The organism is Nocardioides sp. zg-1228 (genome assembly GCF_017086465.1).
In the GTDB taxonomy this organism is placed as follows: domain Bacteria; phylum Actinomycetota; class Actinomycetes; order Propionibacteriales; family Nocardioidaceae; genus Nocardioides.
Window position 1 is genome coordinate 1,651,065 of record NZ_CP070961.1, and the last position, 22,311, is coordinate 1,673,375.

21 protein-coding genes are annotated in these 22,311 nt (G+C 74.0%); 13 read left to right on the forward strand and 8 right to left on the reverse strand.

From position 1 onward, the window contains the following. Positions 1-36: 36 nt before the first annotated feature. Positions 37-978: a lipoyl synthase gene (gene lipA, locus JX575_RS07940; RefSeq protein ID WP_186341910.1), complete on the reverse strand. Its 942-nt coding sequence runs from the start codon at positions 976-978 to the stop codon at positions 37-39. Positions 979-1,068: 90 nt separating this feature from the next. Beyond that, positions 1,069-1,818, reverse strand: a complete 750-nt coding sequence (lipB, locus tag JX575_RS07945) for a lipoyl(octanoyl) transferase LipB (RefSeq protein ID WP_186341911.1) — start codon at positions 1,816-1,818, stop codon at positions 1,069-1,071. 94 nt (positions 1,819-1,912) lie between these two features. Between lipB and JX575_RS07950 the strand changes: the two genes are divergently transcribed. Then, entirely contained in the window at positions 1,913-2,512 is a 600-nt protein-coding gene (locus JX575_RS07950) for a hypothetical protein (protein ID WP_186341912.1), read from the forward strand. Here the strand turns inward: JX575_RS07950 and JX575_RS07955 are convergent. The 4 genes from JX575_RS07955 to lpdA form a co-directional block, all read right to left on the reverse strand. Further along, positions 2,458-3,348: a TIGR01777 family oxidoreductase gene (locus JX575_RS07955; RefSeq protein ID WP_186341913.1), complete on the reverse strand. Its 891-nt coding sequence runs from the start codon at positions 3,346-3,348 to the stop codon at positions 2,458-2,460. The two genes, JX575_RS07950 and JX575_RS07955, sit on opposite strands and share 55 nt — an antisense overlap. A gap of 129 nt (positions 3,349-3,477) precedes the next feature. Further along, the gene (locus tag JX575_RS07960; RefSeq protein WP_241005383.1) at positions 3,478-6,987 is read right to left on the reverse strand and encodes an ABC transporter ATP-binding protein; all 3,510 of its coding nucleotides are present in this window, start codon (positions 6,985-6,987) and stop codon (positions 3,478-3,480) included. 156 nt (positions 6,988-7,143) lie between these two features. Continuing rightward, entirely contained in the window at positions 7,144-9,126 is a 1,983-nt protein-coding gene (gene sucB / locus JX575_RS07965) for a 2-oxoglutarate dehydrogenase, E2 component, dihydrolipoamide succinyltransferase (protein WP_186341914.1), read from the reverse strand. A gap of 47 nt (positions 9,127-9,173) precedes the next feature. Then, positions 9,174-10,562, reverse strand: a complete 1,389-nt coding sequence (gene lpdA, locus JX575_RS07970) for a dihydrolipoyl dehydrogenase (protein WP_241005384.1) — start codon at positions 10,560-10,562, stop codon at positions 9,174-9,176. Between the two features lie 148 nt (positions 10,563-10,710). Between lpdA and JX575_RS07975 the strand changes: the two genes are divergently transcribed. Next, a complete protein-coding gene (locus JX575_RS07975) occupies positions 10,711-11,070 on the forward strand; it encodes a hypothetical protein (protein ID WP_241005385.1) in 360 nt (119 codons plus the stop codon). Here the strand turns inward: JX575_RS07975 and JX575_RS07980 are convergent. Then, positions 11,067-12,584, reverse strand: coding sequence for a leucyl aminopeptidase (locus JX575_RS07980; RefSeq protein WP_186341916.1), 1,518 nt, complete (start codon positions 12,582-12,584; stop codon positions 11,067-11,069). The genes JX575_RS07975 and JX575_RS07980 overlap by 4 nt on opposite strands. Positions 12,585-12,638: 54 nt before the next feature. Here JX575_RS07980 and gcvT point away from each other — a divergent pair, with 54 nt between their 5' ends. From gcvT to JX575_RS08025, 9 genes are all read left to right on the forward strand, one after another. Next, positions 12,639-13,748 (forward strand): glycine cleavage system aminomethyltransferase GcvT, encoded by a 1,110-nt coding sequence (gene gcvT / locus JX575_RS07985; protein WP_186341917.1) that lies wholly within the window; start codon positions 12,639-12,641, stop codon positions 13,746-13,748. Position 13,749: 1 nt separating this feature from the next. Continuing rightward, a complete protein-coding gene (locus JX575_RS07990) occupies positions 13,750-14,001 on the forward strand; it encodes a hypothetical protein (RefSeq protein ID WP_186341918.1) in 252 nt (83 codons plus the stop codon). 91 nt (positions 14,002-14,092) lie between these two features. After that, the gene (locus JX575_RS07995; protein WP_186341919.1) at positions 14,093-14,956 is read left to right on the forward strand and encodes a hypothetical protein; all 864 of its coding nucleotides are present in this window, start codon (positions 14,093-14,095) and stop codon (positions 14,954-14,956) included. A gap of 24 nt (positions 14,957-14,980) precedes the next feature. Further along, positions 14,981-15,745, forward strand: coding sequence for a class I SAM-dependent methyltransferase (locus JX575_RS08000; protein WP_186341920.1), 765 nt, complete (start codon positions 14,981-14,983; stop codon positions 15,743-15,745). A gap of 116 nt (positions 15,746-15,861) precedes the next feature. Then, entirely contained in the window at positions 15,862-16,839 is a 978-nt protein-coding gene (locus tag JX575_RS08005) for a zinc-binding dehydrogenase (RefSeq protein WP_186341921.1), read from the forward strand. A gap of 22 nt (positions 16,840-16,861) precedes the next feature. Then, positions 16,862-17,671 carry a thymidylate synthase gene (locus tag JX575_RS08010; protein ID WP_186341922.1) on the forward strand — a complete coding sequence of 270 codons (810 nt, stop codon included), beginning with the start codon at positions 16,862-16,864 and terminating at the stop codon, positions 17,669-17,671. After that, positions 17,668-18,183, forward strand: a complete 516-nt coding sequence (locus JX575_RS08015) for a dihydrofolate reductase (protein ID WP_186341923.1) — start codon at positions 17,668-17,670, stop codon at positions 18,181-18,183. Before JX575_RS08010 ends, JX575_RS08015 begins: the two co-directional genes overlap by 4 nt. Continuing rightward, positions 18,180-18,542: a GntR family transcriptional regulator gene (locus tag JX575_RS08020; protein WP_241005386.1), complete on the forward strand. Its 363-nt coding sequence runs from the start codon at positions 18,180-18,182 to the stop codon at positions 18,540-18,542. Before JX575_RS08015 ends, JX575_RS08020 begins: the two co-directional genes overlap by 4 nt. Before the next feature lie 261 nt (positions 18,543-18,803). Next, positions 18,804-19,214, forward strand: a complete 411-nt coding sequence (locus tag JX575_RS08025) for an NUDIX domain-containing protein (protein ID WP_186341924.1) — start codon at positions 18,804-18,806, stop codon at positions 19,212-19,214. Between the two features lie 13 nt (positions 19,215-19,227). Here the strand turns inward: JX575_RS08025 and JX575_RS08030 are convergent, their stop codons facing one another. Further along, positions 19,228-19,560, reverse strand: a complete 333-nt coding sequence (locus tag JX575_RS08030) for a TfoX/Sxy family protein (protein ID WP_186341925.1) — start codon at positions 19,558-19,560, stop codon at positions 19,228-19,230. 84 nt (positions 19,561-19,644) lie between these two features. Between JX575_RS08030 and dapA the strand changes: the two genes are divergently transcribed. Both dapA and JX575_RS08040 read left to right on the forward strand, forming a co-directional pair. Continuing rightward, positions 19,645-20,535, forward strand: a complete 891-nt coding sequence (gene dapA, locus JX575_RS08035) for a 4-hydroxy-tetrahydrodipicolinate synthase (RefSeq protein WP_186341926.1) — start codon at positions 19,645-19,647, stop codon at positions 20,533-20,535. A 26-nt stretch (positions 20,536-20,561) separates the two neighbouring features. Then, the gene (locus tag JX575_RS08040) at positions 20,562-22,247 is read left to right on the forward strand and encodes a ribonuclease J (protein WP_186341927.1); all 1,686 of its coding nucleotides are present in this window, start codon (positions 20,562-20,564) and stop codon (positions 22,245-22,247) included. The last annotated feature ends 64 nt before the right edge of the window (positions 22,248-22,311 follow it).

Here is a 22,311-nt window from a genome sequence, read left to right on the forward strand (position 1 = left end):
TCGACAGGTGCTTCGGGAGGTGGAGCGGTGGTGCTGTCAGGCGGTGGCGGCGGCGCGCGCGTCCATCGCCTGACCGTACAGGCGTCCGGCGCGGTAGGACGAGCGGACCAGCGGGCCGGACAGGGCGCCGGCGAAGCCGATCTCGTCGGCCTCGGCCTTGAGCTCGACGAACTCCTCCGGCTTGACCCACCGCTCGACGGGGTGGTGGCGGGGGGAGGGGCGCAGGTATTGGGTGATGGTGATCAGCTCGCAGCCCGCCTCGTGGAGGTCGCGCAGCGCCTGGCTGACCTCCTCGCGGGTCTCGCCCATGCCGAGGATCAGGTTGGACTTGGTGACCAGGCCGAAGTCGCGGGCCTGGGTGATGACGTCGAGGGAGCGGTCGTAGCGGAACGCCGGGCGGATCCGCTTGAAGATCCGCGGCACGGTCTCGACGTTGTGGGCGAGCACCTCGGGCCGCGACTCGAAGACCTCCCGCAGCAGGTCGGGCTTGCCGTTGAAGTCGGGGATCAGGTTCTCCACGCCCGTGTCGGGGTTGAGCTCGTGGATCGCGCGCACGGTCTCGGCGTAGAGCCAGGCGCCGCCGTCGGGCAGGTCGTCGCGCGCGACGCCGGTGATGGTGGCGTAGCGCAGCTGCATCTTCTGCACCGACTCCGCCACCCGGCGCGGCTCGTCGCGGTCGAGCGGCTGCGGCTTGCCCGTGTCGATCTGGCAGAAGTCGCACCGACGCGTGCACTGGTCGCCGCCGATGAGGAAGGTGGCCTCGCGGTCCTCCCAGCACTCGAAGATGTTGGGGCAGCCGGCCTCCTGGCACACCGTGTGGAGCCCTTCGGACTTCACCAGGTTCTGCAGGGAGGTGTACTCCGGGCCCATCTTGGCGCGGGTCTTGATCCACTCCGGCTTGCGCTCGATCGGGGTCTCCGCGTTGCGGATCTCCAGTCGGAGGAGCTTGCGTCCTTCGGGTGCGGGAGCAGTCGTCACACCTGCCACTCTACGACGGGGCTCCGAGCGCCCCCAACCAGCATCCGCACGCGGGCTCGCCTGCTGCGAGGCGACGTGCCGGGTCGGGGCTCAGCCGCCCGGGCGCACCAGCTCGATGCGAGCGCGGCCCGGCTCGGGGCGCGGGTCGTAGTCGGGGGTGGCGTCGTAGGGCTGCCACGCCAGGTACGTCGCCAAGTGGCGGCGCACGGCGGGCAGCACGTCGGCGACGGTGACGTCACGGCCGAGCTCGTGCGACAGCGAGGTCACGCCGGCGTCGGCGATCCCGCAGGGGACGAACCGGTCGTACCAGCCGAGGTCGACGTCGCAGTTGATCGCGAAGCCGTGCATCGTCACCCCGCGGCTCACGCGGATCCCGATGGCGGCGATCTTGCGCTCCGGTCCGCGCTCGTCCTCGCGCAGCCACACGCCGCTGCGGCCGGGGATGCGGGCCGTGGTGACGCCGAGGTCGGTGCACACGGCGATGAGCGCCTCCTCGACGCGGCGCACGTAGTCGACGACCTTCACGTGGTCGGGCAGGGCCACGATCGGGTAGCCGACGAGCTGGCCGGGGCCGTGGAAGGTGATCTTGCCGCCGCGGTCGACGTCGATGACGTCGGCGCCCCCGGGGTCGAGCGGCCGCTCGTGCGGGTCGGTGCGCTTGCCGGCGGTGAAGACCGGCGGGTGCTCGAGCAGCAGCACGGTGCCGGGCCGCTCGCCGGCGACGACCTCCTCGTGCACCCGGCGCTGGAGGTCCCACGCGGCCAGGTAGTCGACGGCGTCGTCGCCCAGCCCGGCGACCTCGAAGTCCAGCGCGGTGGTGGCGTCGTGCTCGAGCGGCATGTGCCCGAGCCTACGCGGCTGCCGGAGGGCGTACGTACCGCGGAGGCTGTGGATGACGCCTGCGGGCGGGTGGGGGATCCGGCACGCTGGCGGGATGGATCCGCGCCGCCTGCTGCCCGCGCTCACCGCGCTCGCCTGCGCCCTGGTCGTCGCGACCCTCGTGGTGGCCCTGGCGCGTCCTGACCGGGGCGGCCCCGCGGCCCGTCCGGAGTCCGGCTCGGAGCGCCGGTCGCGCGACGCCGCCGCCAGTGCGACCCGGCGCACCGGCCCCGCGGCGGTGCTGGCCGCCTGGGACGCCGAGCGGGCCGCGGCGTGGGCGGCGGGGGACGCCGAGGCGCTGGCGCGGCTCTACGCCGACGGCTCCGCGGCCGGCGCGGCCGACGTGGGCCAGCTGCGCGACTACCGACGCCGTGGCCTGCGCGTGGAGGGGCTGACCACCCAGGTGCTGGCGCTGCGGGTGGTCGCCCGGGCGCCCGGTCGACGGGAGCTCGTCGTGACCGACCGCGTGGTCGGCGGCACGGCCGTGGGGGCCGGGACGCCCGTCGCGCTGCCCGCCGGCCGTCCGTCGACGCGACGGGTGGTGCTGGTCCGTGCGGACGGGAGGTGGCTGGTGGCGGAGGTGCGCCACGTCGGCCGCGCTCAGGACAGCGCGGCCGCCAGCACCTCGCGCACGTCCTCGTCCTCGAAGTCGTAGCCCGCCCGCTCGAGCGCGGCGGGCCGGGCGTTGACGGAGCCCAGGAGCTCGGGGGCCAGATCGCCGGCGGCGCGGCGCATGAGCGGCGCGGGCACGGCGAGGAACGCCTTGCGGTGCAGCGCCGCGGCCAGCGCGCGGGTGAACTCGGCGTTGGTGGGCGTGCGGGGGCAGCAGAGGTTGAACGCCCCGGACACGTCACGTGACTCGATGAGGTAGCTCACCGCGCCGATCCAGTCGCGCAGCGAGATCATCGGCATGAACTGCTCGCCGGACCCGAGCCGGGCGCCGCCGCCGGCCTGGAAGAGCAGGCGCAGCTGCTTCAGCGGCGGGGAGGTGCGGTCCATGACGGGGGCCGTGCGCAGCTCGCACACCCGCGCCCCGGCGTCGCGGGCCGCGTCGGCGGCGGCCGACCACGCGTGCGAGACCCGGGTGAGGAACGTGTCGCCCGCGCTGGGCGTGTCCTCGGTGACCGCCGACGTGCCGTGGTCGCCGTACCAGGCGATGCCGTTGCCGGCGATGAAGGCCGCCGGGCGCTCCGAGGCCGCGATGGTCTCGGCGAGCAGGCGGGTGGTGGAGACCCGGGAGTCGAGCACCTCGCCCGCCCACTTCCTCGAGTGCGGGTTGCCGGCGATGGGCGCCCCGGCGAGGTTGACCACCGCGTGGGCGCGCCCGACGAGCTCCTTGTCGATCACGCCCTCGGCGGGGTCCCAGCGCGACTGGTGCGCGGAGGCCGGCTCGCTGCGGACGAGGGCGGTCACCTCGTGCCCGTGCACCCGGAGGTGGTCGGACAGGTGGGTGCCGAGGAATCCCGAGGCACCGGCGATGACGACGCGCATGTCCCCACCCAACCATGGGGCCACAAGCCGCCCGGACGCCCCGTGGGCGCCGCGACGAACGCAGGCGGGAGGGACGGCGGTGGGACGGGGAGGCGTGACGGGTGGGGGCGGACGGGACGTGCGCCCGGCTCAGCCGGCCAGGTGGGCCCAGCGCCCGGCGAGCTCGCGCCAGGGCCCCTGGTCGACCACCCGGCCCGAGTCGAGCACCACGACCCGGTCGGCCTGCGCGAGCGCGGCCGCCTTGCTGGTCGCGCCCACGACGGCGGTGCCCCGGGCGCGCAGCGCCTGCCACAGCTCGATCTCGGTGGCGGCGTCGAGCGCGGACGACACGTCGTCGGCCAGGAGCACGTCGGACTCGGTGGCCAGCGCCCGCGCCAGCGCGAGGCGCTGCACCTGCCCACCGGACAGGCGTACGCCGCGGTGGCCGACGAGCGCGTCGGGACCGCCGGCCTCGGTGACGTCGCGCCCCATGCGGGCCGCCTCGAGGGCGGGCATCACCGACCTGTCGGCGTGGTCGAGGGCGACGTTGTCGGTGAACGTGCCGGACAGCACCCGCGGCACCTGCGCGACGTGGGCCACGCGGCCGGGGCGCAGCGCGATCTGGGGGTTGTCGACGAGCCGGTCGTTCCAGCGGATCTCGCCCGTGCTGCCGACGAGCCCGGCGAGCGCGCCGAGCAGGCTCGACTTGCCGGAGCCGACCTGGCCGAGCAGGAGCACGAGCTCGCCGGCCTGCACGTCGAGATCGACGCCCTCGACGCCCAGCGTGCCGTCGTCGTGCACCGCGGAGACGTCGCGGAGCGTCAGCGTGCGCAGCGGCTCGCGGTGCGCCGTCGCGGGCACCGGGCCGGTGCCGCGCACCAGGTCGACGCCCGGCGGGAGGTCCATCAGGTCGCCGCCGCCGGCGAGCTCGCTGGTGGCGTTCATCCACGCGCGGGTGCCGGGGGCCTCGGTGACGACGGACCCGGCCACGCGGCCGAACCAGTCGAAGCCGCTGACGGCGTTGGCCACGAGGAGTGCGGTCGCGAGCTCCCAGCGGCCGGTGAGCAGACCTGCCCAGGCGGCCACGACGCCACACTGCACCATCACGACGGGAACGCCGTCGAGGAGGGCCTGGACGCGGTGCTCGCGCACGGCGGCGTCGACGCGCCCGCCGTCGACGGCGCGCAGGTGCTGGTGGACCTGCGGCGTGGCGGCGGCCAGCTTGACCGTGCGGGCAGACTCGAGCGCGGAGACGAGCGACTGGCCGAACCGCGCGCGGGCCGTCGACGCGGCCGCGGCCGAGCGGCCGGCGACCCGGCGCCCGAGGGTGGAGGCCAGCGCCGAGGCGACCATGACCGTCAGCAGGACCGCGCCGGCGAGCCAGGTCTGGGCGATGAGCGCGGTCACCAGCGCAACGACGAGACCGTTGACGAAGTCGACCCAGCGGTCGGTGTAGCGGGCCAGCCGGTCGGCGTCCATGGTGCGAGCGACGACCTCGCCGGGCGGCGTGCGGAGCAGCCGGCGCTGCGCGGTCTGCCCGTGCAGCACCGCGGCGCGCACCCGCAGCCGTACCTCCACCCACCAGTGGGGGTAGGAGCGGAAGGCCTGGGCGAGCAGGAGCGGGCCGATGAGGAGCGAGGCGACCAGGGCCACCACCAGGAGGGTGGGCCGCTCGCCCGCCTGCAGGTCGGTGACGATGTGACCCCACACCCACCCCGTGACCGCGCCGAACGCGCCGGTCAGCGACGAGGCGAGGAAGAGGAACGCGCCGAGCATGCCCCACTGCGGCTGGATGCTGATCGTGTGGACCACCTGGCGGGCCAGGCTCGGCGTCGGGGCGAGCCGGGGCGGTGCCGGGGGAGTGGTGCTGCGGCGCACGGACCCGATCGTCGACTCGTCGTGGTGGTGCTCCTCGACGACGGGCTCGTGGGCCGCTGCCTCGAGGAGGTCGCGGAAGGGCCCGTCCTCGGCGGCCAGGCGGCCGCGGGGGCCCTGCTGGACGACGCGCCCGGACTCGAGCACAGCCACCTGCTCGGCCCGCTCGGTGGTGGAGAGCCGGTGCGCGACCAGGATGCCGGTGCGCCCGGAGATCAGCCGGTCGGCGGCCTGCACCACGCGGGCCTCGGTGACTGGGTCCATGCGGGCGGTGGCCTCGTCGAGGACCACGACGCTGACGTCGCGCACGAGCAGCCGCGCGAACGCGACGAGCTGCTCCTCGCCGGCCGACAGGCTGGTGCCGCCGGGGCCGAGGACGGTGTCGAGGCCCTCGGGCAGGCCGGCCACCCAGTCGGTCAGGCCGAGCTCGGCCACGGCCGCCTCCACCACGGCGGACGGGACGTCGGTGAAGAGGGTGATGTTGTCGGCGAGCGTGCCGGCGAGCACCTCGGTGCGCTGGGTGACCACGCCGACGGCGGAGCGCAGCTGCTGGAGGTCGAGGTCGAGGACGTCGACCCCGCCGAGGAAGACCGTGCCGCGCGGGGGCTCGACCGCGCGGGAGAGCAGGGAGGCCAGCGTCGACTTGCCCGAGCCGGTGCGACCGACGAGCGCGCAGGTGTGGCCGGCGCTGAGCCGCAGGTCGACGTCGCGAAGGGCGAACGTGCCGGTGCCGTAGCTGAACTCGAGGTGGCGGAACTCGACGTCGAGGGGCCCGTCGGGCACGGGCAGGCCGCCCGTGGGCTCGGCCGGCGAGGCGAGCATCCCGCGCAGCCGCAGCACCGCGCCGAACCCCTCCTGGAGGTCGGGCAGGTGGCGCGCGAGCATGTCGACGCCGCCGACGAACATCGTGGTGACGAGGAAGAGGGTGACCAGGCGGGCCGTGCTCAGGTCGCCGGAGAGCACCAGCGCCACCCCGACCACTCCGACCGCGGCCAGGGCGCCGTGGAGCATGCCGCCGCTGCGGCGGGTGATGCGCACCTCGACGGCCAGGACGGCGTCGAGGGTGCGGTGGACGACGGACGCCAGGTGGGCGTTGCGGCGCAGGACGTGGGCCTGGCCGAGCGAGGTGCGCAGGTCGTCGCGGGCGGCGACGCCCTCCTCGGTGGACGCCGCGTGGTCGGTCCAGGCGGCCTCCTCGATGACCTTGCGCTGCGCGACGAGCGGCAGCAGCCGGCGGATCACCGTGAACGTGACGACGGCGGTCAGCGGGAAGAGGAAGACGGCCGGCCACCAGGTGAGCGAGGCGACCACCCACAGCGGGCCGGACGCGAGGAGGGTGCGCGCGGCCTGCCACACGCCCCAGCGCATCAGCTGGCCGACCTCCCAGGTGTCGTCGTCGATGCGGTCGAGCACCTCGCCCACGGCCTGCTCGGACAGCTCGGACAGCGGCTGCGCCATCGCCGCGTCGAGCAGGTCGGCGCGCAGCTGGCCCTCGGCGCGGTCGCAGATCGTGGCCCAGACGGTCTTGGCGACGGTGTCGATGACCGCGCCGCCCACCACGCACAGCGCCAGGAGCACCAGGAGGCGCTCGGTGGGGCTGTCGGCGAGCCGGCCCGCGACCATGGAGCCGAGGGACGCGGCGACCGCGCCCAGCAGGGACATCGAGAAGCAGAGATAGGTCAGCGGACGCCGCACGCGGCGCCAGTCGACGGGCACCCGGCCCGGCGGCAGCCCATCGGTCGCGGACGTCGCCGCCGGTGCCTCGTGGGTCTGGATCTCGGTCACCGTCACAAGCACCAGACGCTACGTGGCCGCACCGACATCGCGCGCCTCGTTTTCGTGTGACTCACGCCGCTGTGACGATGTCGACACGGCCACCGGCGGGCCCGGGACGACGACGCCCCGCCCACGTGGCGTGGGCGGGGCGTCGTGCGAGCCGGATCAGACCTCGAACTGTCCTGCCTCGAGGCGCTTCTTGACCTCCTGGAGGAACCGGCCGGCGTCGGCTCCGTCGACCAGGCGGTGGTCGTAGGTCAGCGAGAGGTGGACCATGTGCCGCACCGCGATCGTCTCGCCCAGGTTGGGGTCGTCGATCACGACGGGCCGCTTCACCACGGCACCGGGGCCGAGGATGGCGACCTGCGGCTTGTTGATGATCGGGGTGTCGAAGAGCGCCCCGAAGCTGCCGAGGTTGGTGATGGTGAACGTGCCGCCCGACAGCTCGTCGGGGGTGATCTTGTTGGTGCGCGTGCGCTCGGCGACGTCGGCGATCTTCTTCGCCAGCCCGGCGATCGACAGGTCGCCCGCCTCCTTGACGACCGGCGTCAGCAGGCCCTTCTCGGTGTCCACGGCGAACGCGATGTTCTCGCGGTCGTAGTAGGTCACCTCGCCCTTCTCGGCGTCGATCGCCGCGTTGAGCTTGGGGTGCAGCTTGAGCGCGTCGATCGCGGCCTTGGCGAAGAAGGGCAGGTAGGTCAGCTTCACGCCCTCGCGCGCCAGGAAGTCGGCCTTCACCGACTCCCGCAGGCGGGCGATCACGGTGACGTCGACCTCCATCACCTGCGTGAGCTGGGCGGCCTCGTGCAGCGACTCGACCATGCGCGAGGCGATCACCTTGCGCAGCCGCGACAGCGGCTCGGTGGTGCCGCGCAGCGGCGACGGCGACGCCGACGACGGAGCCGCGGCGGCCGGGGGAGCGCTGGCGGCAGCAGGCGCGGCGGCGGGTGCCTCGGCCGGGGCCTTGGCCTGCTGGGCGGCGGCGGCAGCGTCGAGGACGTCCTGCTTGCGGATGCGGCCGCCGACGCCGGTGCCCTGCACCGAGGCGAGGTCGACACCGTGCTGCTCGGCCATCTTGCGGACCAGCGGGGTCACGTACGCGGACTGGTCGCGGCCGCCGTCGGAGGAGGACGCCGACGAGGAGGATCCACCCGACGGGGCCTGCGCGGCCGCGTCGGTGCGCTGCGGCTCGGGCTCGCCCTGCGGGGCCGGCGCATAGGGCGCCTCGCCCTTGGCCTCGGGCTCGACCTGCTGGGGCTGCTCGCCCTGCTCCTCGGCGGTCCACCGCTCCTGCTCGGCCTCCGTCGGGGCGTCGTCCTCGGCCTGCGCCGGGTCCGACTGCGCCTGGTCCGACTGCGCCTGGTCCGACTGCGCCTGGTCCGACTGCGCCTGGTCCGACTGCGGCTGCGACGTCGCGCCCGACCCGGCGTCGCCGGAGCCGATGATCGCGAGCTCGGCGCCGACCTCGACGGTCTCGTCCTCGGCGGCCTTGATCTCCAGCAGCGTGCCGGCGATCGGGGAGGGGATCTCGGTGTCGACCTTGTCGGTGGAGACCTCGAGCAGCGGCTCGTCCACGGCGACCTCGTCGCCGACCTGCTTGAGCCAGCGGGTGACCGTGCCCTCGGTGACCGACTCGCCGAGCGCGGGCAGCGTCACGGGCGTACCGCCGCCGCCACCACCGCCGGACGAGTCGCCGGAGCCGGAGTCGCCGGACGCGGCCTGCTCGGCTGCGGGCTCCTCCTGGGCGGGCGCGTCGTCCTTCTCCGACTCGGGGGTCTGGTCGCCGTCGGGGAGCTCGCCGGTCTCCTCGGCGACCTGCTCCTCCTGCTCGGCCTTCTTCTCCGACTCGGCGTCGTCCTGGGGCTGCGCCTCGGGCTGGGCCGTCCCGGAGGCGTCACCGGCCGACTCGCCCTCCTCGCCGACCACGGCCAGGACCGTGCCGACCTCGACGGTGTCGTCCTCGTTGGCCTTGATCTCCAGCAGCGTGCCGGCGACCGGTGAGGGGATCTCGGTGTCGACCTTGTCGGTGGAGACCTCGAGCAGCGGCTCGTCGACGGCGACCGTGTCACCGACCTGCTTCAGCCAGCGGGTGACGGTGCCCTCGGTGACGGACTCGCCGAGTGCGGGGAGGGTGACTTCGGAGGCCATGTGGTTCCTTCGCTCGCGTGTGGGTGGGGAGGTATGTCGCGGGTGGATCAGGAGTGGGCGTGGAGCGGCTTGCCGGCGAGCGCGAGGTGCGCCTCGCCGAGGGCCTCGTTCTGCGTGGGGTGGGCGTGCACCAGGGGCGCGACGTCGTCGGCGTGCGCCTCCCAGTTGTAGATCAGCTGCGCCTCGCCGATGAGCTCACCGACGCGATCTCCCACCATGTGGACGCCGAGCACCGGCCCGTCGACGAGGCCGACGAGCTTGACGAAGCCCTGGGTCTGCAGGATCTGGCTCTTGCCGTTGCCGCCGAGGTCGTAGGTCAGGGTGGTGACGGCGTCGCCGTGGACCTCGCGTGCCGCCGCCTCGTCGAGGCCGACCGACGCGATCTCGGGGTGGGAGTAGGTGACCCGCGGGATGCCGGTCTCGTCGATGGGGCGCGGGTCGAGCCCGGCGATGTCCTCGGCGACGAAGATGCCCTGCTGGAAGCCGCGGTGGGCGAGCTGGAGGCCGGGGACGATGTCGCCGACGGCGTAGACGCCCTCGACGTTGGTGCGGCACCGCTCGTCGGTGAGCACGAACCCGCGGTCCATCTCGATGCCCTGCTCGACGTAGCCGAGGCCGTCGGTGACGGGTCCGCGCCCGACGGCGACGAGCAGCACCTCGGCCTCGATCACGCTCTCCCCGTCCGTGGCGCCCTCGACGGTGACGGCGACGCCGGTGTCGGTGACCTTGACGCTCTTGTAGGAGGTCGCCGTGCGGAAGTCGATCCTGCGCTTGCGGAAGGCGCGCTCGAGCGCCTTCGAGGAGGCCTCGTCCTCGGCGGCCACGAGCCGCGGCAGGGCCTCGACGATGGTGACCTCGGAGCCGAACGACCTCCACACGCTTGCGAACTCGCAGCCGATGACGCCGCCGCCGAGCACGATGACCGAGGCGGGGACGCGGTCGAGGCGCAGCGCGTGCTCGGAGGTGATGACCTTGTCGCCGTCGACCTCGAGGCCCGGCAGCGACCTGCTGTAGGAGCCGGACGCCAGCACGACCGACCGGCCGGTGTAGGCGGTGCCGTCGACGGTGACCTCGCGCGGGCCGCTCAGCGTGCCGGTGCCCGGGATGACCGTGATGCCGCGCGACGCGATCAGGCCGGTGAGGCCCTTGAAGAGCCGCTCGACGACCTTGTCCTTGTAGGCGTTGACCCCGACCATGTCGATGCCCTCGAGCGACGCGGTCACGCCGAACCGGGCGGCGTCGCGCGCGGAGTCGGCGACCTCCGCGGCGTGGAGGAGGGCCTTGGTCGGGATGCAGCCCACGTGGAGGCAGGTGCCGCCGAGGTTGCCCTTCTCGACGAGTCCGACGCTCAGGCCCAGCTGGGCCGCTCGCAGGGCGCAGGCGTAGCCGCCTGATCCGGCCCCGAGCACGAGTACGTCGAACTCAGCGTCCGCCACTGCATTCCCTCCACACGTGCTCGACTCGCACCGACCATCTCGGGGCGCGTCCATCTTTGCACTCTTCGTGACGCTGTCCACACCGGGTCGGGTGGGTCGAAGCGGCGATCGCGAGCGCGATGCGGCCCCTCCCTGCACAATGTGCGCCATGGGCCTGTTCGACCGACTCCGCCGCAAGGGCCGCACCAGCGCCCCCGCGCAGGACGCCACCCGCACCGGGTCCACCCGGGTGCGGGCCTCCGACGGGGAGGACGTGCGACACCTCGAGCGGTTCGTCACCACCCGTCAGGGGGTCGAGGGGTTCGTCGAGCCGCGCACGGCGGTCAGCGACGTGACGCTGCTGCTGGTCGCCCACGACGGGGAGTGGACCCGGCGCCGGGTGCCGAGCGTCCGGTGGGCCCACGACTTCGCCAACCGCCACCGCGTGCCGTCGTACGACGCCGCGGTGGTCGGCGTGCCGCAGCGGATGCGCGACTACAACCGGCGCAAGAAGGCCGAGGGGATCTAGCCCTTCGACCGGGCCTCGGCCAGCGACCGGGCGAGCTCGACGAGCGTGGTGACGCCGAAGCCGGTCGCGCCGGACGGGACGTGGCCGTAGGGGCCGCCGGTGTTCATCTCCTTGCCGGCGATGTCGAGGTGGGCCCACGGCAGGCCGCCGGTGAACTCGCGCAGGAACGCCGAGGCGTAGAGGCCGCCGCCCCAGCGCACCCAGTCGTGCTGGAGCAGGTCGGCGACCTTGGAGCTGGTGACGCGCTCGTGCATCTCCTCGGGGATCGGCATCGGCCAGTGCTGCTCGCCCGCCGCCGCGCCCGCCGCCAGGACCGACTGCACCTCCGGGTCGGTGCCCATGACGGCGCCGACCTTGTCGCCGAGGGCGAGCTGCATGTGCCCGGTGAGGGTGGCGATGTCGACCACGACGTCGGGCTCGTCCTGCACCGCCATCGACAGCGCGTCGCCGAGCAGCATGCGGCCCTCGGCGTCGGTGTTGGCGATCTCGACCGTCGAGCCGTTGTGCATGGTGATCACGTCGCCGGGGCGGGTCGCGGTGCCGGAGACCATGTTCTCGGCCATCGGGGCGAACGCCGTGACCTTGACCGGCAGGCCCAGCCGCGCGATCGCGAGGGTGGCGGCCACGACGCTGGCCGCGCCGGCCATGTCGCCCTTCATGTTGACCATGCTCGACGACGGCTTGATCGTCAGGCCGCCGGAGTCGAAGGTGACACCCTTGCCGACCAGCGCGAGGTGCACGGTCGCGCCCCGCGGTGCCCAGGTGAGCTTGACCAGGCGGGAGGGCGCGGCGGAGGAGTCGCCGACGCTGAGGATGCCGCCGCAGCCCATCTCCGCGAGCTGCTCGTGGTCGAAGACCTCGAGCGTGACCTTGGGGGCGCCGCGGCCGGAGGTGACGTCCTTGTGCGCGGCGCGCACGAGCTCGGCGAGGAGCGGGGGAGTGCAGTCGCGGGGCGGGGTGTTGACCCAGTCGCGGGTCAGCGCGACCGCGTCGGCGAGCACCTCGGCGCGCTCCAGGGCGGCGACGGCCTCGGCGCGGCGGGCGATCCCGGTGAGCACCACGACGTCGTTGGGCGCGGACGTGTCGGGCTGGCGGGACTTGTAGCCGGTGAAGGTGTAGCCGCCGAGGCGGTGTCCCTCGACCACGGCCTCGACCAGCTCGGGCGTGTCGCTCGGCAGGGCGAGGGCGACCGAGGCGGCGTTGGGCACGCTGCGGGCGGCGACGCCCGCGGCCCGGCGTACGGCGACGGGGTCGGCCTGGTCGGCACCGAGCCCGACGAACACCAGCAGGGGTGCGTTGACGCCGTCGCGGGTCGGGGCCTTGACCGACTCGCCGGCCTTGCCGGTGACGCCCATCGTGCTGAGGAAGGGGCGCAGCCGGCGACCGTAGGCCTCGCTGATGTCGGCGGCGGCGTCGCACAGCCGTGGACCCTTGGCGCCGGTGACCACTCCCACCACGACGGCGTCGGCTCGGGTCTTGGCGGGGCTGGCGCTGCGCAACGAGTAGGTGGTCACCCGGGCATGTTAGGCGAGGGGGGACGGGCGGCACGCTGCGGTAGGTTCGGCGCCATGGCCGCATCGCTCAAGCAGTCGCCGCTCCACGACCGTCACGAGGCCCTCGGCGCGAAGTTCGCCGAGTTCGGCGGGTGGTCGATGCCCCTGGAGTACCGGACGGGCGTGGTGAAGGAGCACACGGCGGTGCGGGAGTCGGTCGGCGTGTTCGACGTGAGCCACCTCGGCAAGGCGATGGTGTCGGGTCCGGGTGCGGCCGACTTCGTCAACGCCACCCTGTCCAACGACCTGGCCAAGATCCGGCCGGGCAAGGCCCAGTACACGCTGTGCCTCGACGAGTCCGGCGGCATCGTCGACGACCTCATCGCCTACTGGCACGACGACGAGCACGTCCTGCTCGTCCCCAACGCGGCCAACACGGCCGAGGTCGTGGCGCGGCTGCAGGCCGCGGCCCCGGAGGGCGTGAAGGTGGTCAGCCACCACGACGACTACGCGGTGCTGGCGGTGCAGGGCACCCGGTCCGACGAGGTGCTCGAGAAGGTCGGGCTGCCGGTCGGGCACGAGTACATGTCCTTCGTCGAGGCCGAGCTGCACGACACCGGCGTCGGTGTCGTGGTGTGCCGCACGGGCTACACCGGCGAGCGCGGCTACGAGCTGGTCGTCGACAACTCCGTCGCCGGACGGCTGTGGGACGACCTGATGGCCGCCGGCGAGGAGTGGGGCATCGTCGCGTGCGGGCTCGGTGCGCGCGACACGCTGCGCACCGAGATGGGCTACCCCCTCCACGGCCAGGACATCGGTCTCGACACCAACCCCCTCGAGGCCGGCCTCTCGTGGGCGGTCGGGTGGAGGAAGGACGCCTTCTGGGGCCGCGACGCGGTGCGGAAGGTGAAGGAGGAGGGCCCGATGCGCCGGCTGCGCGGGCTGCTCGCCGTCGGCCGAGGCATCCCCCGACCCGGGATGAGCGTCTCGCTGACCCCCGACGTGCCACTGGCCGAGATCACGTCCGGCACGTTCTCCCCGACGCTGAGGAAGGGCATCGGCCTGGCGCTGATCCCGACCATGGTCGCCGAGGACGCCGAGGTGGGCGTCGACATCCGTGGGCGGCGCGAGGTCTTCCAGCTGGTCAAGCCGCCCTTCGTCGACCCGTCCGTGAAGGAGTCCTGACGTGCTCCCCGGACAGCCCCCGACCTTCCGCCAGCCCTCGGCCGCCGACCGGCCCTGGTGGTGGCGCCTCGAGGACGCGGCCGGCGCCGAGGTCGAGGTCGCCGGCCACTCCGACCAGCGGTTCGCCACGCAGGGCGACGCTGAGTCGTGGGTGGGCGAGATCTGGGCCGACCTCGCCGACCACGGCGTCGCCGCGGTGACGTTGTTCGAGCACGACCGCCAGGTCTACGGGCCGATGTCGCTGAGCGCCTGACCCATCCGCCCCGGCCCCGGCCCCGAACGCCTCCCGAGGCCGAGCCGGGAGACCGCACGCGAGGTCGAGGAACGCACGGGAGGGGACCGAGGTGGGCACGGCGGACGGGTCGGACTTCGAGACCTACGTCGACGCGCGCTGGCCCGACCTCGTCGCCGGCCTGGAGGAGGACGGCGTCGCGCCCGACGACGCGCGGCTCGCGGTCGCCCAGACCCTGGTGGCCGCGCGGCGCTCGTGGCGGCGCCGCGTGCGCGAGGAGCAGGTCGACGTCACCCTGTGGGCCGAGGCCCGCGAGCGGGCCGCGCTGGCGCCCCGGCCCGGGGAGCCGGCGCCCCACGGACTCGGCCCGCGCGACCCCGGCGACGGTCCCGAACGGTGGCTCGAGCGGGCCGAGCGGGTGCGGGCCGCACGTCGCCGGCTGGCGGCGCGCCGCGCGCTCGCGGGCGTCGCGGTCGCGGCGGTGCTCGCCGCCGGGTGGGCGTGGTGGGCCGCCCGGCCGGCGCCGCCCCCGGTGCGCGAGGAGGCCAACCCGCTGCCCGTCGCGTGGTACGCCGAGGGCGAGCTGCACCTGGCGGACGTGGTCGTCCGGCTGCGCGGGGTGGAGGCGTTCGTCGCCGACGGCTCCGCCGTGGTCGCCCGGCTCCGGTCCGGTGAGGTGCTCCGCGTGGACGCCGAGGGCGGCGTCGAGCCGGTGGAGGAGGCTCCCGCGGCGCTCGACGACGTGCCGGTGCCGCCACCCGTCGTCGCGCTCGGCCCCTACGACGTGCTGGTGCAGAGCGTGCCGATGGCCGACGGGGGCTGGGCACACCTCATCGACTCCTCGCGCCGCGACGGCGCGCAGGACGCCGTCCGGCAGTCGGAGTCCGGCCGGCGGGCGCTCGTCGTGTGCCGTACGCCGACGGCGTGCGGGGAGCCGGTGACCGTCGTCGCCGGCGGCACCATCCTGCTGCGCTGAGCCCCACCGCTAGGGTCACGCCTCGTGGCGGAGGCACTCTGGACGGGCGTGGCGCAGGCGTACGCGCGCAGCTTCGCCGGCCTCTGTGCCGGCACGATCCCGGCTCTCCTCGACGGGCTGCCGCGCGGCGCGCGACTGCTCGACGTGGGCTGCGGCACCGGCGCGCTGGTCGGAGCCGCACGACAGGCCGGGCACGACGCCGTCGGGGTCGAGCCCGACCTCGAGATGGCCGGGCTGGCCGCTGCCGCCCTCGGCCGGGAGCACGTCCTCGTGGGAGGCCTGCCCGAGCTGCCGATGGCCGACGACGGCTACGAGGTGGTGACGGCCGCCTTCGTGCTCAACCACGTCGAGGACCCCCGCGCGGGTGCGCGGGAGCTGGCACGCGTGGCGGCGCCCGGGGCGGTGGTGCGCGCGACGATCTGGGGAGCGACCCCGCCGCCGCAGGCGGTGATGTGGGGCGGGCTCCTCGACGCCGCCGGCGCCCGGCGGGTGGCGTCACCGCGGCTCGCGCCGGAGCGCGACTTCGAGCGCTCCGCCGACGGCCTCGCCGGCATCCTCGCCGAAGCCGGGCTCACGGTCACCGCCGCCGGCGCCCGCTCGTGGACGTGGCGCGTCGCTGCCGACGACCTCTGGTGCGGTCTGACCACGGTGGGCAACTTCGGCGTTGCGTGGCGCGCCCAGCCCGAGGCCGTGCGGGCCCGCCTGCGGTCGGCGTACGACGCCCTCGGCCCGCACCACGCCTTCGACGTCGAGTGCGTGCTGGTGGAGGCCCGGCTGCCGCGGTCCTGAACGGGGTGTGCCCCGGTGGCACGCCTCGTGCGGCGACTGCTTGACCTCACGTCCACGTGAGCTCCTAGCGTCCTGGGCATGGAGGAGCCGAGGACGACCGAGCGAGGACCGACGTGATGCAGGCGATCGTGCAGAGGGACTACGGCGGTCCGGAGGTGCTCGTGCTCGAGGACGTCCTCGAGCCGGACCCGGCGGCGGGACAGGTGCGGATCGCCGTGTCCGCAGCCGGCGTTCACCTGTTGGACGCCACCCTGCGTGAGGGCGTCGCCGGTCCCTTCGGACGAGCGGCGCTGCCCATGACGCCCGGCCGCGAGGTCGCCGGGGTGGTGGACGCGGTCGGGCCGGACGTCGAGGGGTCCTGGCTCGGTCGACGGGTGGTCGCCCACCTCGGTGTGCTCAGTGGCGGCTACGCCGCGCGCGCTCTGGCGCCTGCCGCGGCGCTGATCCCCCTGGCCGAGCACGTGGACGAGGCAGAGGCGGTCGCGATGGTCGGGACCGGCCGCACCGCGCTGGGCATCCTCGAGGAGGCGGCGATCGGGCCGGACGACACGGTGCTGGTCACCAGCGCGGCCGGTGGGCTGGGGACGCTGCTGGTCCAGGCCGGCGTGCAGGCCGGCGCCCGCGTCGTCGGGGTGGCCGGCGGTGCGGCCAAGTCGGCGCTCGTGGCGTCGTACGGCGCGCACCCGGTCGACTACCTCGAGCCCGGGTGGCCCGCCGAGGTGGCTGCCCTCCTCGGCGCCGAGCGCCCGGTGACCGTCGCCCTCGACGGGGTGGGCGGCACGGTGGGCCGGGCGGCGTTCGACCTGGTCGCTCCGGGCGGCCGGCTGGTCATGTTCGGCTGGACGGCCGGCGAGGCGATCGCCCTGTCGGCGCAGGACGTGTTCGAGCGCGGGGTCGCGGTGACCGCCGCCATCGGAGCCCGCATGTTCGCCCGGCCGGACGGGATCCAGGGGCTGGCACGCGAGGCGGTGGATCGACTCGCCGCCGACGAGTGGCGGCCCGCGACCACCAGGTTCCCCCTCGCCGAGGCAGCCGAGGCGCACCGGGCGCTGTCCGAGCGACGAACCACCGGCAAGGTTGTGCTGCTGACCTGAGCCTGCGTCGTAGAGTCGCCCCGTGCGCGCCTACCTCGACCTGCTCCAGCGGATCCTCGACGAGGGCGTGGAGAAGACCGACCGCACCGGCACCGGCACGCTCAGCGTCTTCGGCCACCAGATGCGCTTCGACCTGGCGGAGGGCTTCCCGCTGGTGACCACCAAGAGGGTGCACACGCGCTCGGTCTTCGGCGAGCTGCTGTGGTTCCTGCGCGGTGACACCAACGTCAAGTGGCTGCAGGACCGCGGCATCACGATCTGGGACGAGTGGGCCGACGAGCAGGGCGACCTCGGCCCGGTCTACGGCTACCAGTGGCGCTCCTGGCCCACGCCCGACGGGCGGCACGTCGACCAGATCGCCCGGCTCGTCGACGGCATCCGCACCAACCCCGACTCGCGCCGCCACATCGTCTCGGCGTGGAACGTCGCCGACGTCGACGACATGGCGCTGCCGCCGTGCCACACGCTGTTCCAGTTCTACGTCGAGCCCACCCCGGCCGGCCCCGGCAGGCTGTCGTGCCAGCTCTACCAGCGCTCGGCCGACACGTTCCTCGGCGTGCCGTTCAACATCGCGTCCTACGCCCTGCTGACCCACATGGTCGCGCAGGTGACCGGGCTCGAGGTCGGCGACTTCGTGCACACCATGGGCGACGCCCACCTCTACCTCAACCACGTCGACCAGGCCCGCCTCCAGCTCACCCGCGAGCCACGCGCGCTGCCGCGCCTGGTGCTCGACCCGTCCGTGACGGAGATCGACGGCTTCGACCTCGAGCACATCGCCGTCGAGGGCTACGACCCCCACCCGGGCATCAAGGCCCCCATCGCCGTATGACCGGCGGTGCGACCGGATCGCTCCGGCCCGAGCAGCGCGTGGTGCTGGTGGCGGCCCACGCCCGCAACCGGGTGATCGGCAACGGTCCCGACATCCCGTGGCGGCTGCCCGGCGAGCAGGCGCAGTTCAAGGAGCTCACCTGGGGCCACACGTTGCTGATGGGTCGCACGACCTTCGAGTCGATCGGCCGCCCCCTGCCCGGGCGCACGACGATCGTCCTGACCCGGCACCTCGGGTGGTCGCACGAGGGCGTCCTCGTCGCCCACACGGTCGAGGAGGCGCTCGCACTCGCCGGCGCCCAGCCCGGCGACGTGATGGTCGCCGGCGGCGGTGAGGTCTACGCCGCGCTGCTGCCCTGGGCGACGCACCAGGTGCTGACCGAGGTCGACCTCGAGCCGGAGGGCGACGTGCACTACCCGCAGTTCCCGGCCGACGAGTGGGTCGAGACGCGGCGCGAGCGCTTCGACGGCTACGACCGCGTGTGGCTCGAGCGCATGGAGCCCGCGGCGTGAGCCCCGCCGTGCGGATCGCCGTCGACCCCGCGTCGGGCGTGCCGCCCTTCGAGCAGGTGCGCGAGGCCATCCGGGCGCAGGTCGACTCCGGCGCGCTCGCTCCCGGCGTCCGGCTCCCGCCGGTCCGCAGCCTGGCCACCTCCCTCGACCTCGCGCCCAACACCGTCGCGCGGGCCTACAAGGAGCTCGAGGCCCTCGGGGTCGTCGAGACCCGCGGGCGCGCCGGGACGTACGTGAGCGGCGCGGGCGTGGAGCGGACGCTGCGCGAGGCCGCGGCGTCGTACGCCGACACGGTCCGCTCGCTCGGCGCGTCCGAGGCCGACGCACTCGCGGCGGTGCGCCGCGCGCTGGGGTCGTAGGGGGTCGTCCCCGTGGATGCGCGCCGATGCGCGGGAATGACCGTGCTCGGGTGGTCGTTGGTATGGACAGCTGGCTCCGCATCATGCCCCCGGGCCTCACCCTTCGCCGCTGCGAGCGGCCCTTCGCCGAGAGGCGGCTGACGGACCAGCGAGCAGCACCACGCAGCCACCCGCGGGTAAGCCCCGTCAGGGTGGCTGCGTGCCGTCCGGGCGGGATGGGCTGCGGTGGGATGGGCTGCGGTGGGATGGGATCCTCGAGCCATGGACGAGACGGACGACAGGCACATCGTCGTCGCCGCGGTCGCGCTGGTGCGCGACGGCTGCGTGCTGACGGTCCGCAAGCGCGGGACGGCACGCTTCATGCTGGTCGGTGGCAAGCTCGAGCCGGGGGAGTCGGCCCGCGACGCCGCGCTGCGCGAGACCCGCGAGGAGGTCGGCCTCGAGATCGGGTCGGCGACCCTCCTGGGCGAGTTCCTCTCCGAGGCGGCCAACGAGCCCGGCCACTCGCTGCACTCCACGGTCTTCTGGGTGGAGTCGGACGCCGACCCGGTCGCGGCGGGCGAGATCGCGGAGGTGCGCTGGACCCCGCTCGACGACCACCCCGACGACCTGGCCCCGATGCTCGAGCACCACGTGCTGCCGGTGCTCCGGGCCCGGGTCGCCGCGCGCTGACGGAGGCCGGCCCCTAGGTGGGCGGGAGGGTGCGGACGTAGCCCACGCCGCGGTCGAGCCAGAGCTGCAGCTGGTCGTCGGTGGCGAGCGCCTCGGCGGCCACCAGGAGCCAGCCGGCCATCGGTCGCCCGCGCATCACCATCGGGCTCACCGCGGCGCCGTCGACCCACGCCTCGGCGTCGGCGGGGTCGGCTCGCACCATGAGGGAGCCCTGGCTGCCGGCGGCCACCGCCATGTGGCCGTCGACCAGGTAGCCCAGGCCGCCGAACATCCTCCTCGACGTCAGGCCCTGCTCGCCCGTCAGGAGCTCGTCGATCCGCTGCGCCAGCACCTCGTCGTACGCCATCGGCCCAGTATGGGGCGACCCGCCGACACCCGTGTGCGGCTCGGCGCCGCGACTCGCGCGGAGGTGGGGCGATAACCTTCGACCATGAGCTCCAACGCCCCGTTCGGTCGCCTCCTCACCGCGATGGCCACCGCGTTCCACGAGGACGGCAGCGTCGATCTCGAGGGCACCGGGCGCATCGCCGCCCACCTCGTCGCCCACGGCAACGACGGCGTGGTCGTCAGTGGCACGACGGGCGAGAGCCCGACGACGTCGGTGGCCGAGGACGGCGAGATCCTGCGAGCCGTCCAGGACGCGGTCGGCGACCGCGCGACGGTGGTGGCCGGCGTGGGCACCAACTCCACCGCCCACTCGGTCGAGCTGGCGCGCCAGGCCGAGAAGATCGGCGTCGACGGGGTGCTGCTGGTCAGCCCCTACTACAACAAGCCCGGCCAGGTCGGCCTGCGCCACCACTTCTCCGCCGTGGCCGAGGCGACCGACCTGCCCGTCATGCTCTACGACGTGCCCGGTCGCACCGCGAGCCTCATCGAGCTCGACACCTACGAGGCGATGCGGCGCTACGACCACGTCGCCTCGGTCAAGGACGCCTCCGGCCTGCTGCCCCGCGCCGCGCAGCTGACCGAGATGGGCTACTCCGTCTACTCCGGCGACGACGTCGCCACGCTGGGCTACCTCGCCTACGGCGGCGTCGGCCTGGTCTCGGTCGTCGGCCACGCGGCGGGCGACCAGCTGGCGTCGATGATCGACGCCTGGGTCCGCGGCGACCACGCCGAGGCCCTGCGCATCCACACGGCGCTCGTGCCGGCCTTCGCGGCCGTCATGGGCGTCCCCAACTACGGAGCCACCACCGCGAAGGCAGCCCTCGAGCTGCTCGGGGTGCTGGACAACCGCCGCGTCCGCGGCCCGCTCGTCGCACTCGACGAGGACGAGGTCGCTGCGCTGCGCACCGGCCTGGCAGCCGCCGGCCTGATCTGATCGACCACACCAACACGAGGAATCCCTTGAGCCATCCCCACCCCGACCTGAGCGCGCCCGCCCCACTGCCGGCAGGAGGCCTCCGGGTCATCCCTCTCGGCGGACTGGGCGAGGTGGGCCGCAACATGACCGCGTTCGAGTACGACGGCCGGCTGCTGCTGGTCGACTGCGGCGTGCTGTTCCCCGAGGACCACCACCCCGGCGTCGACCTGATCCTCCCCGACTTCGCGCCCATCCGCGACCGCCTCGACGCCGTCGAGGCGCTGGTGCTCACCCACGGTCACGAGGACCACATCGGCGCGACCCCCTACCTGCTGCGCGAGCGGGGCGACATCCCGCTCGTCGGCTCCAAGCTGACCCTGGCGCTGCTCGGCTCCAAGCTGCGCGAGCACCGGCTCAAGGAGACGGTGCACTACGAGGTGGCCGAGGGCCAGACGATCACGTTCGGCCCGTTCGTGCTCGAGTTCGTCGCGGTCAACCACTCGATCCCCGACGCGCTCGCGGTCGTCATCCGCACCGGTGCCGGCGTCGTGCTGCACACCGGCGACTTCAAGATGGACCAGCTCCCGCTCGACGGCCGGATCACCGACCTCAACGAGTTCGCCCGCCTCGGCGACGAGGGCGTCGACCTCTTCCTCACCGACTCCACCAACGCCGAGGTGCCGGGCTTCACCACCTCGGAGAAGGACATCTCGCCGGTCCTGGAGCGGGTCTTCGCCAAGAGCGACCAGCGGATCATCGTCGCCTGCTTCGCCTCCCACGTGCACCGCGTTCAGCAGGTGCTGGACGCCGCCGTGGCGCACGGTCGCAAGGTCGGCTACGTCGGCCGCTCGATGGTGCGCAACATGGCCATCGCCCAGGAGCTCGGCTACCTCAACGTCCCGCCCGGCGTGATGGTCGACGCCAAGGAGCTCGCCGACCTGCCGCCGGAGAAGCAGGTGCTGGTCTCCACCGGCTCGCAGGGCGAGCCGCTGTCGGCCCTGAGCCGGATCGCCCAGCGCAGCCACAGCTTCGTCCACCTCGAGGAGGGCGACACCGTCATCCTGGCCAGCTCCCTGATCCCCGGCAACGAGAACGCCGTCTACCGGGTGATCAACGGGCTCTCGCGCCTGGGCGCCAACGTCGTGCACAAGGGCAACGCGCTGGTGCACGTGTCGGGTCACGCGAGCGCCGGCGAGCTCCTCTACTGCTACAACATCGTCAAGCCGCGCAACGTGCTGCCGGTGCACGGCGAGTTCCGCCACATGCGGGCCAACGCCGACCTCGCGCGCGCCACGGGCGTCGAGAACGTCGTGCTGGCCGAGGACGGGGTCGTCGTCGACCTCATCGACGGGGTGGCGCGCATCGTCGGCAAGGTCGACGTCGGCTACGTGTTCGTCGACGGCACCACGATCGGCGACGTGTCCGAGGCCTCGATGAAGGACCGCCGGATCCTCGGCGAGGAGGGCTTCCTGTCGGTCATCGTCGTCGTCGACTCGGTGACGGGCAAGGTCGTCTCCGGGCCCGAGATCCACGCCCGCGGCTTCGCCGAGGACGAGGCGACGCTCCAGGACATCCGCCAGCCGATCATCGACGCCATCGACGCCGCCGTCGCCGAGGGGACCAACGACAGCTACCAGCTCCAGCAGACCGTGCGCCGCGTGGTCGGCCGGTGGGTCAACCGCGCGCACCGGCGTCGTCCGATGATCATCCCTGTGGTGATCGAGGCCTGACGGGCCCTAGCATCGACGCAGGACCCCGGGCGGGACCGGCAGCACAGGGACCAGGGCGCCGGTC

What these genes read in the sequence shown, in the direction of transcription:
- lipB (WP_186341911.1), bottom strand. Translation starts at nt 1,818, where the DNA reads ATGCCGCTCGAGCACGACGCCACCACCGCGCTGGACTTCGAGGTCGCC.
- JX575_RS07950 (WP_186341912.1), top strand. Translation starts at nt 1,913, where the DNA reads ATGGATCCGCGCCGCCTGCTGCCCGCGCTCACCGCGCTCGCCTGCGCC.
- JX575_RS07955 (WP_186341913.1), bottom strand. Translation starts at nt 3,348, where the DNA reads ATGCGCGTCGTCATCGCCGGTGCCTCGGGATTCCTCGGCACCCACCTG.
- sucB (WP_186341914.1), bottom strand. Translation starts at nt 9,126, where the DNA reads ATGGCCTCCGAAGTCACCCTCCCCGCACTCGGCGAGTCCGTCACCGAG.
- JX575_RS07975 (WP_241005385.1), top strand. Translation starts at nt 10,711, where the DNA reads ATGGGCCTGTTCGACCGACTCCGCCGCAAGGGCCGCACCAGCGCCCCC.
- gcvT (WP_186341917.1), top strand. Translation starts at nt 12,639, where the DNA reads ATGGCCGCATCGCTCAAGCAGTCGCCGCTCCACGACCGTCACGAGGCC.
- JX575_RS08005 (WP_186341921.1), top strand. Translation starts at nt 15,862, where the DNA reads ATGCAGGCGATCGTGCAGAGGGACTACGGCGGTCCGGAGGTGCTCGTG.
- JX575_RS08015 (WP_186341923.1), top strand. Translation starts at nt 17,668, where the DNA reads ATGACCGGCGGTGCGACCGGATCGCTCCGGCCCGAGCAGCGCGTGGTG.
- JX575_RS08025 (WP_186341924.1), top strand. Translation starts at nt 18,804, where the DNA reads ATGGACGAGACGGACGACAGGCACATCGTCGTCGCCGCGGTCGCGCTG.
- JX575_RS08030 (WP_186341925.1), bottom strand. Translation starts at nt 19,560, where the DNA reads ATGGCGTACGACGAGGTGCTGGCGCAGCGGATCGACGAGCTCCTGACG.
- dapA (WP_186341926.1), top strand. Translation starts at nt 19,645, where the DNA reads ATGAGCTCCAACGCCCCGTTCGGTCGCCTCCTCACCGCGATGGCCACC.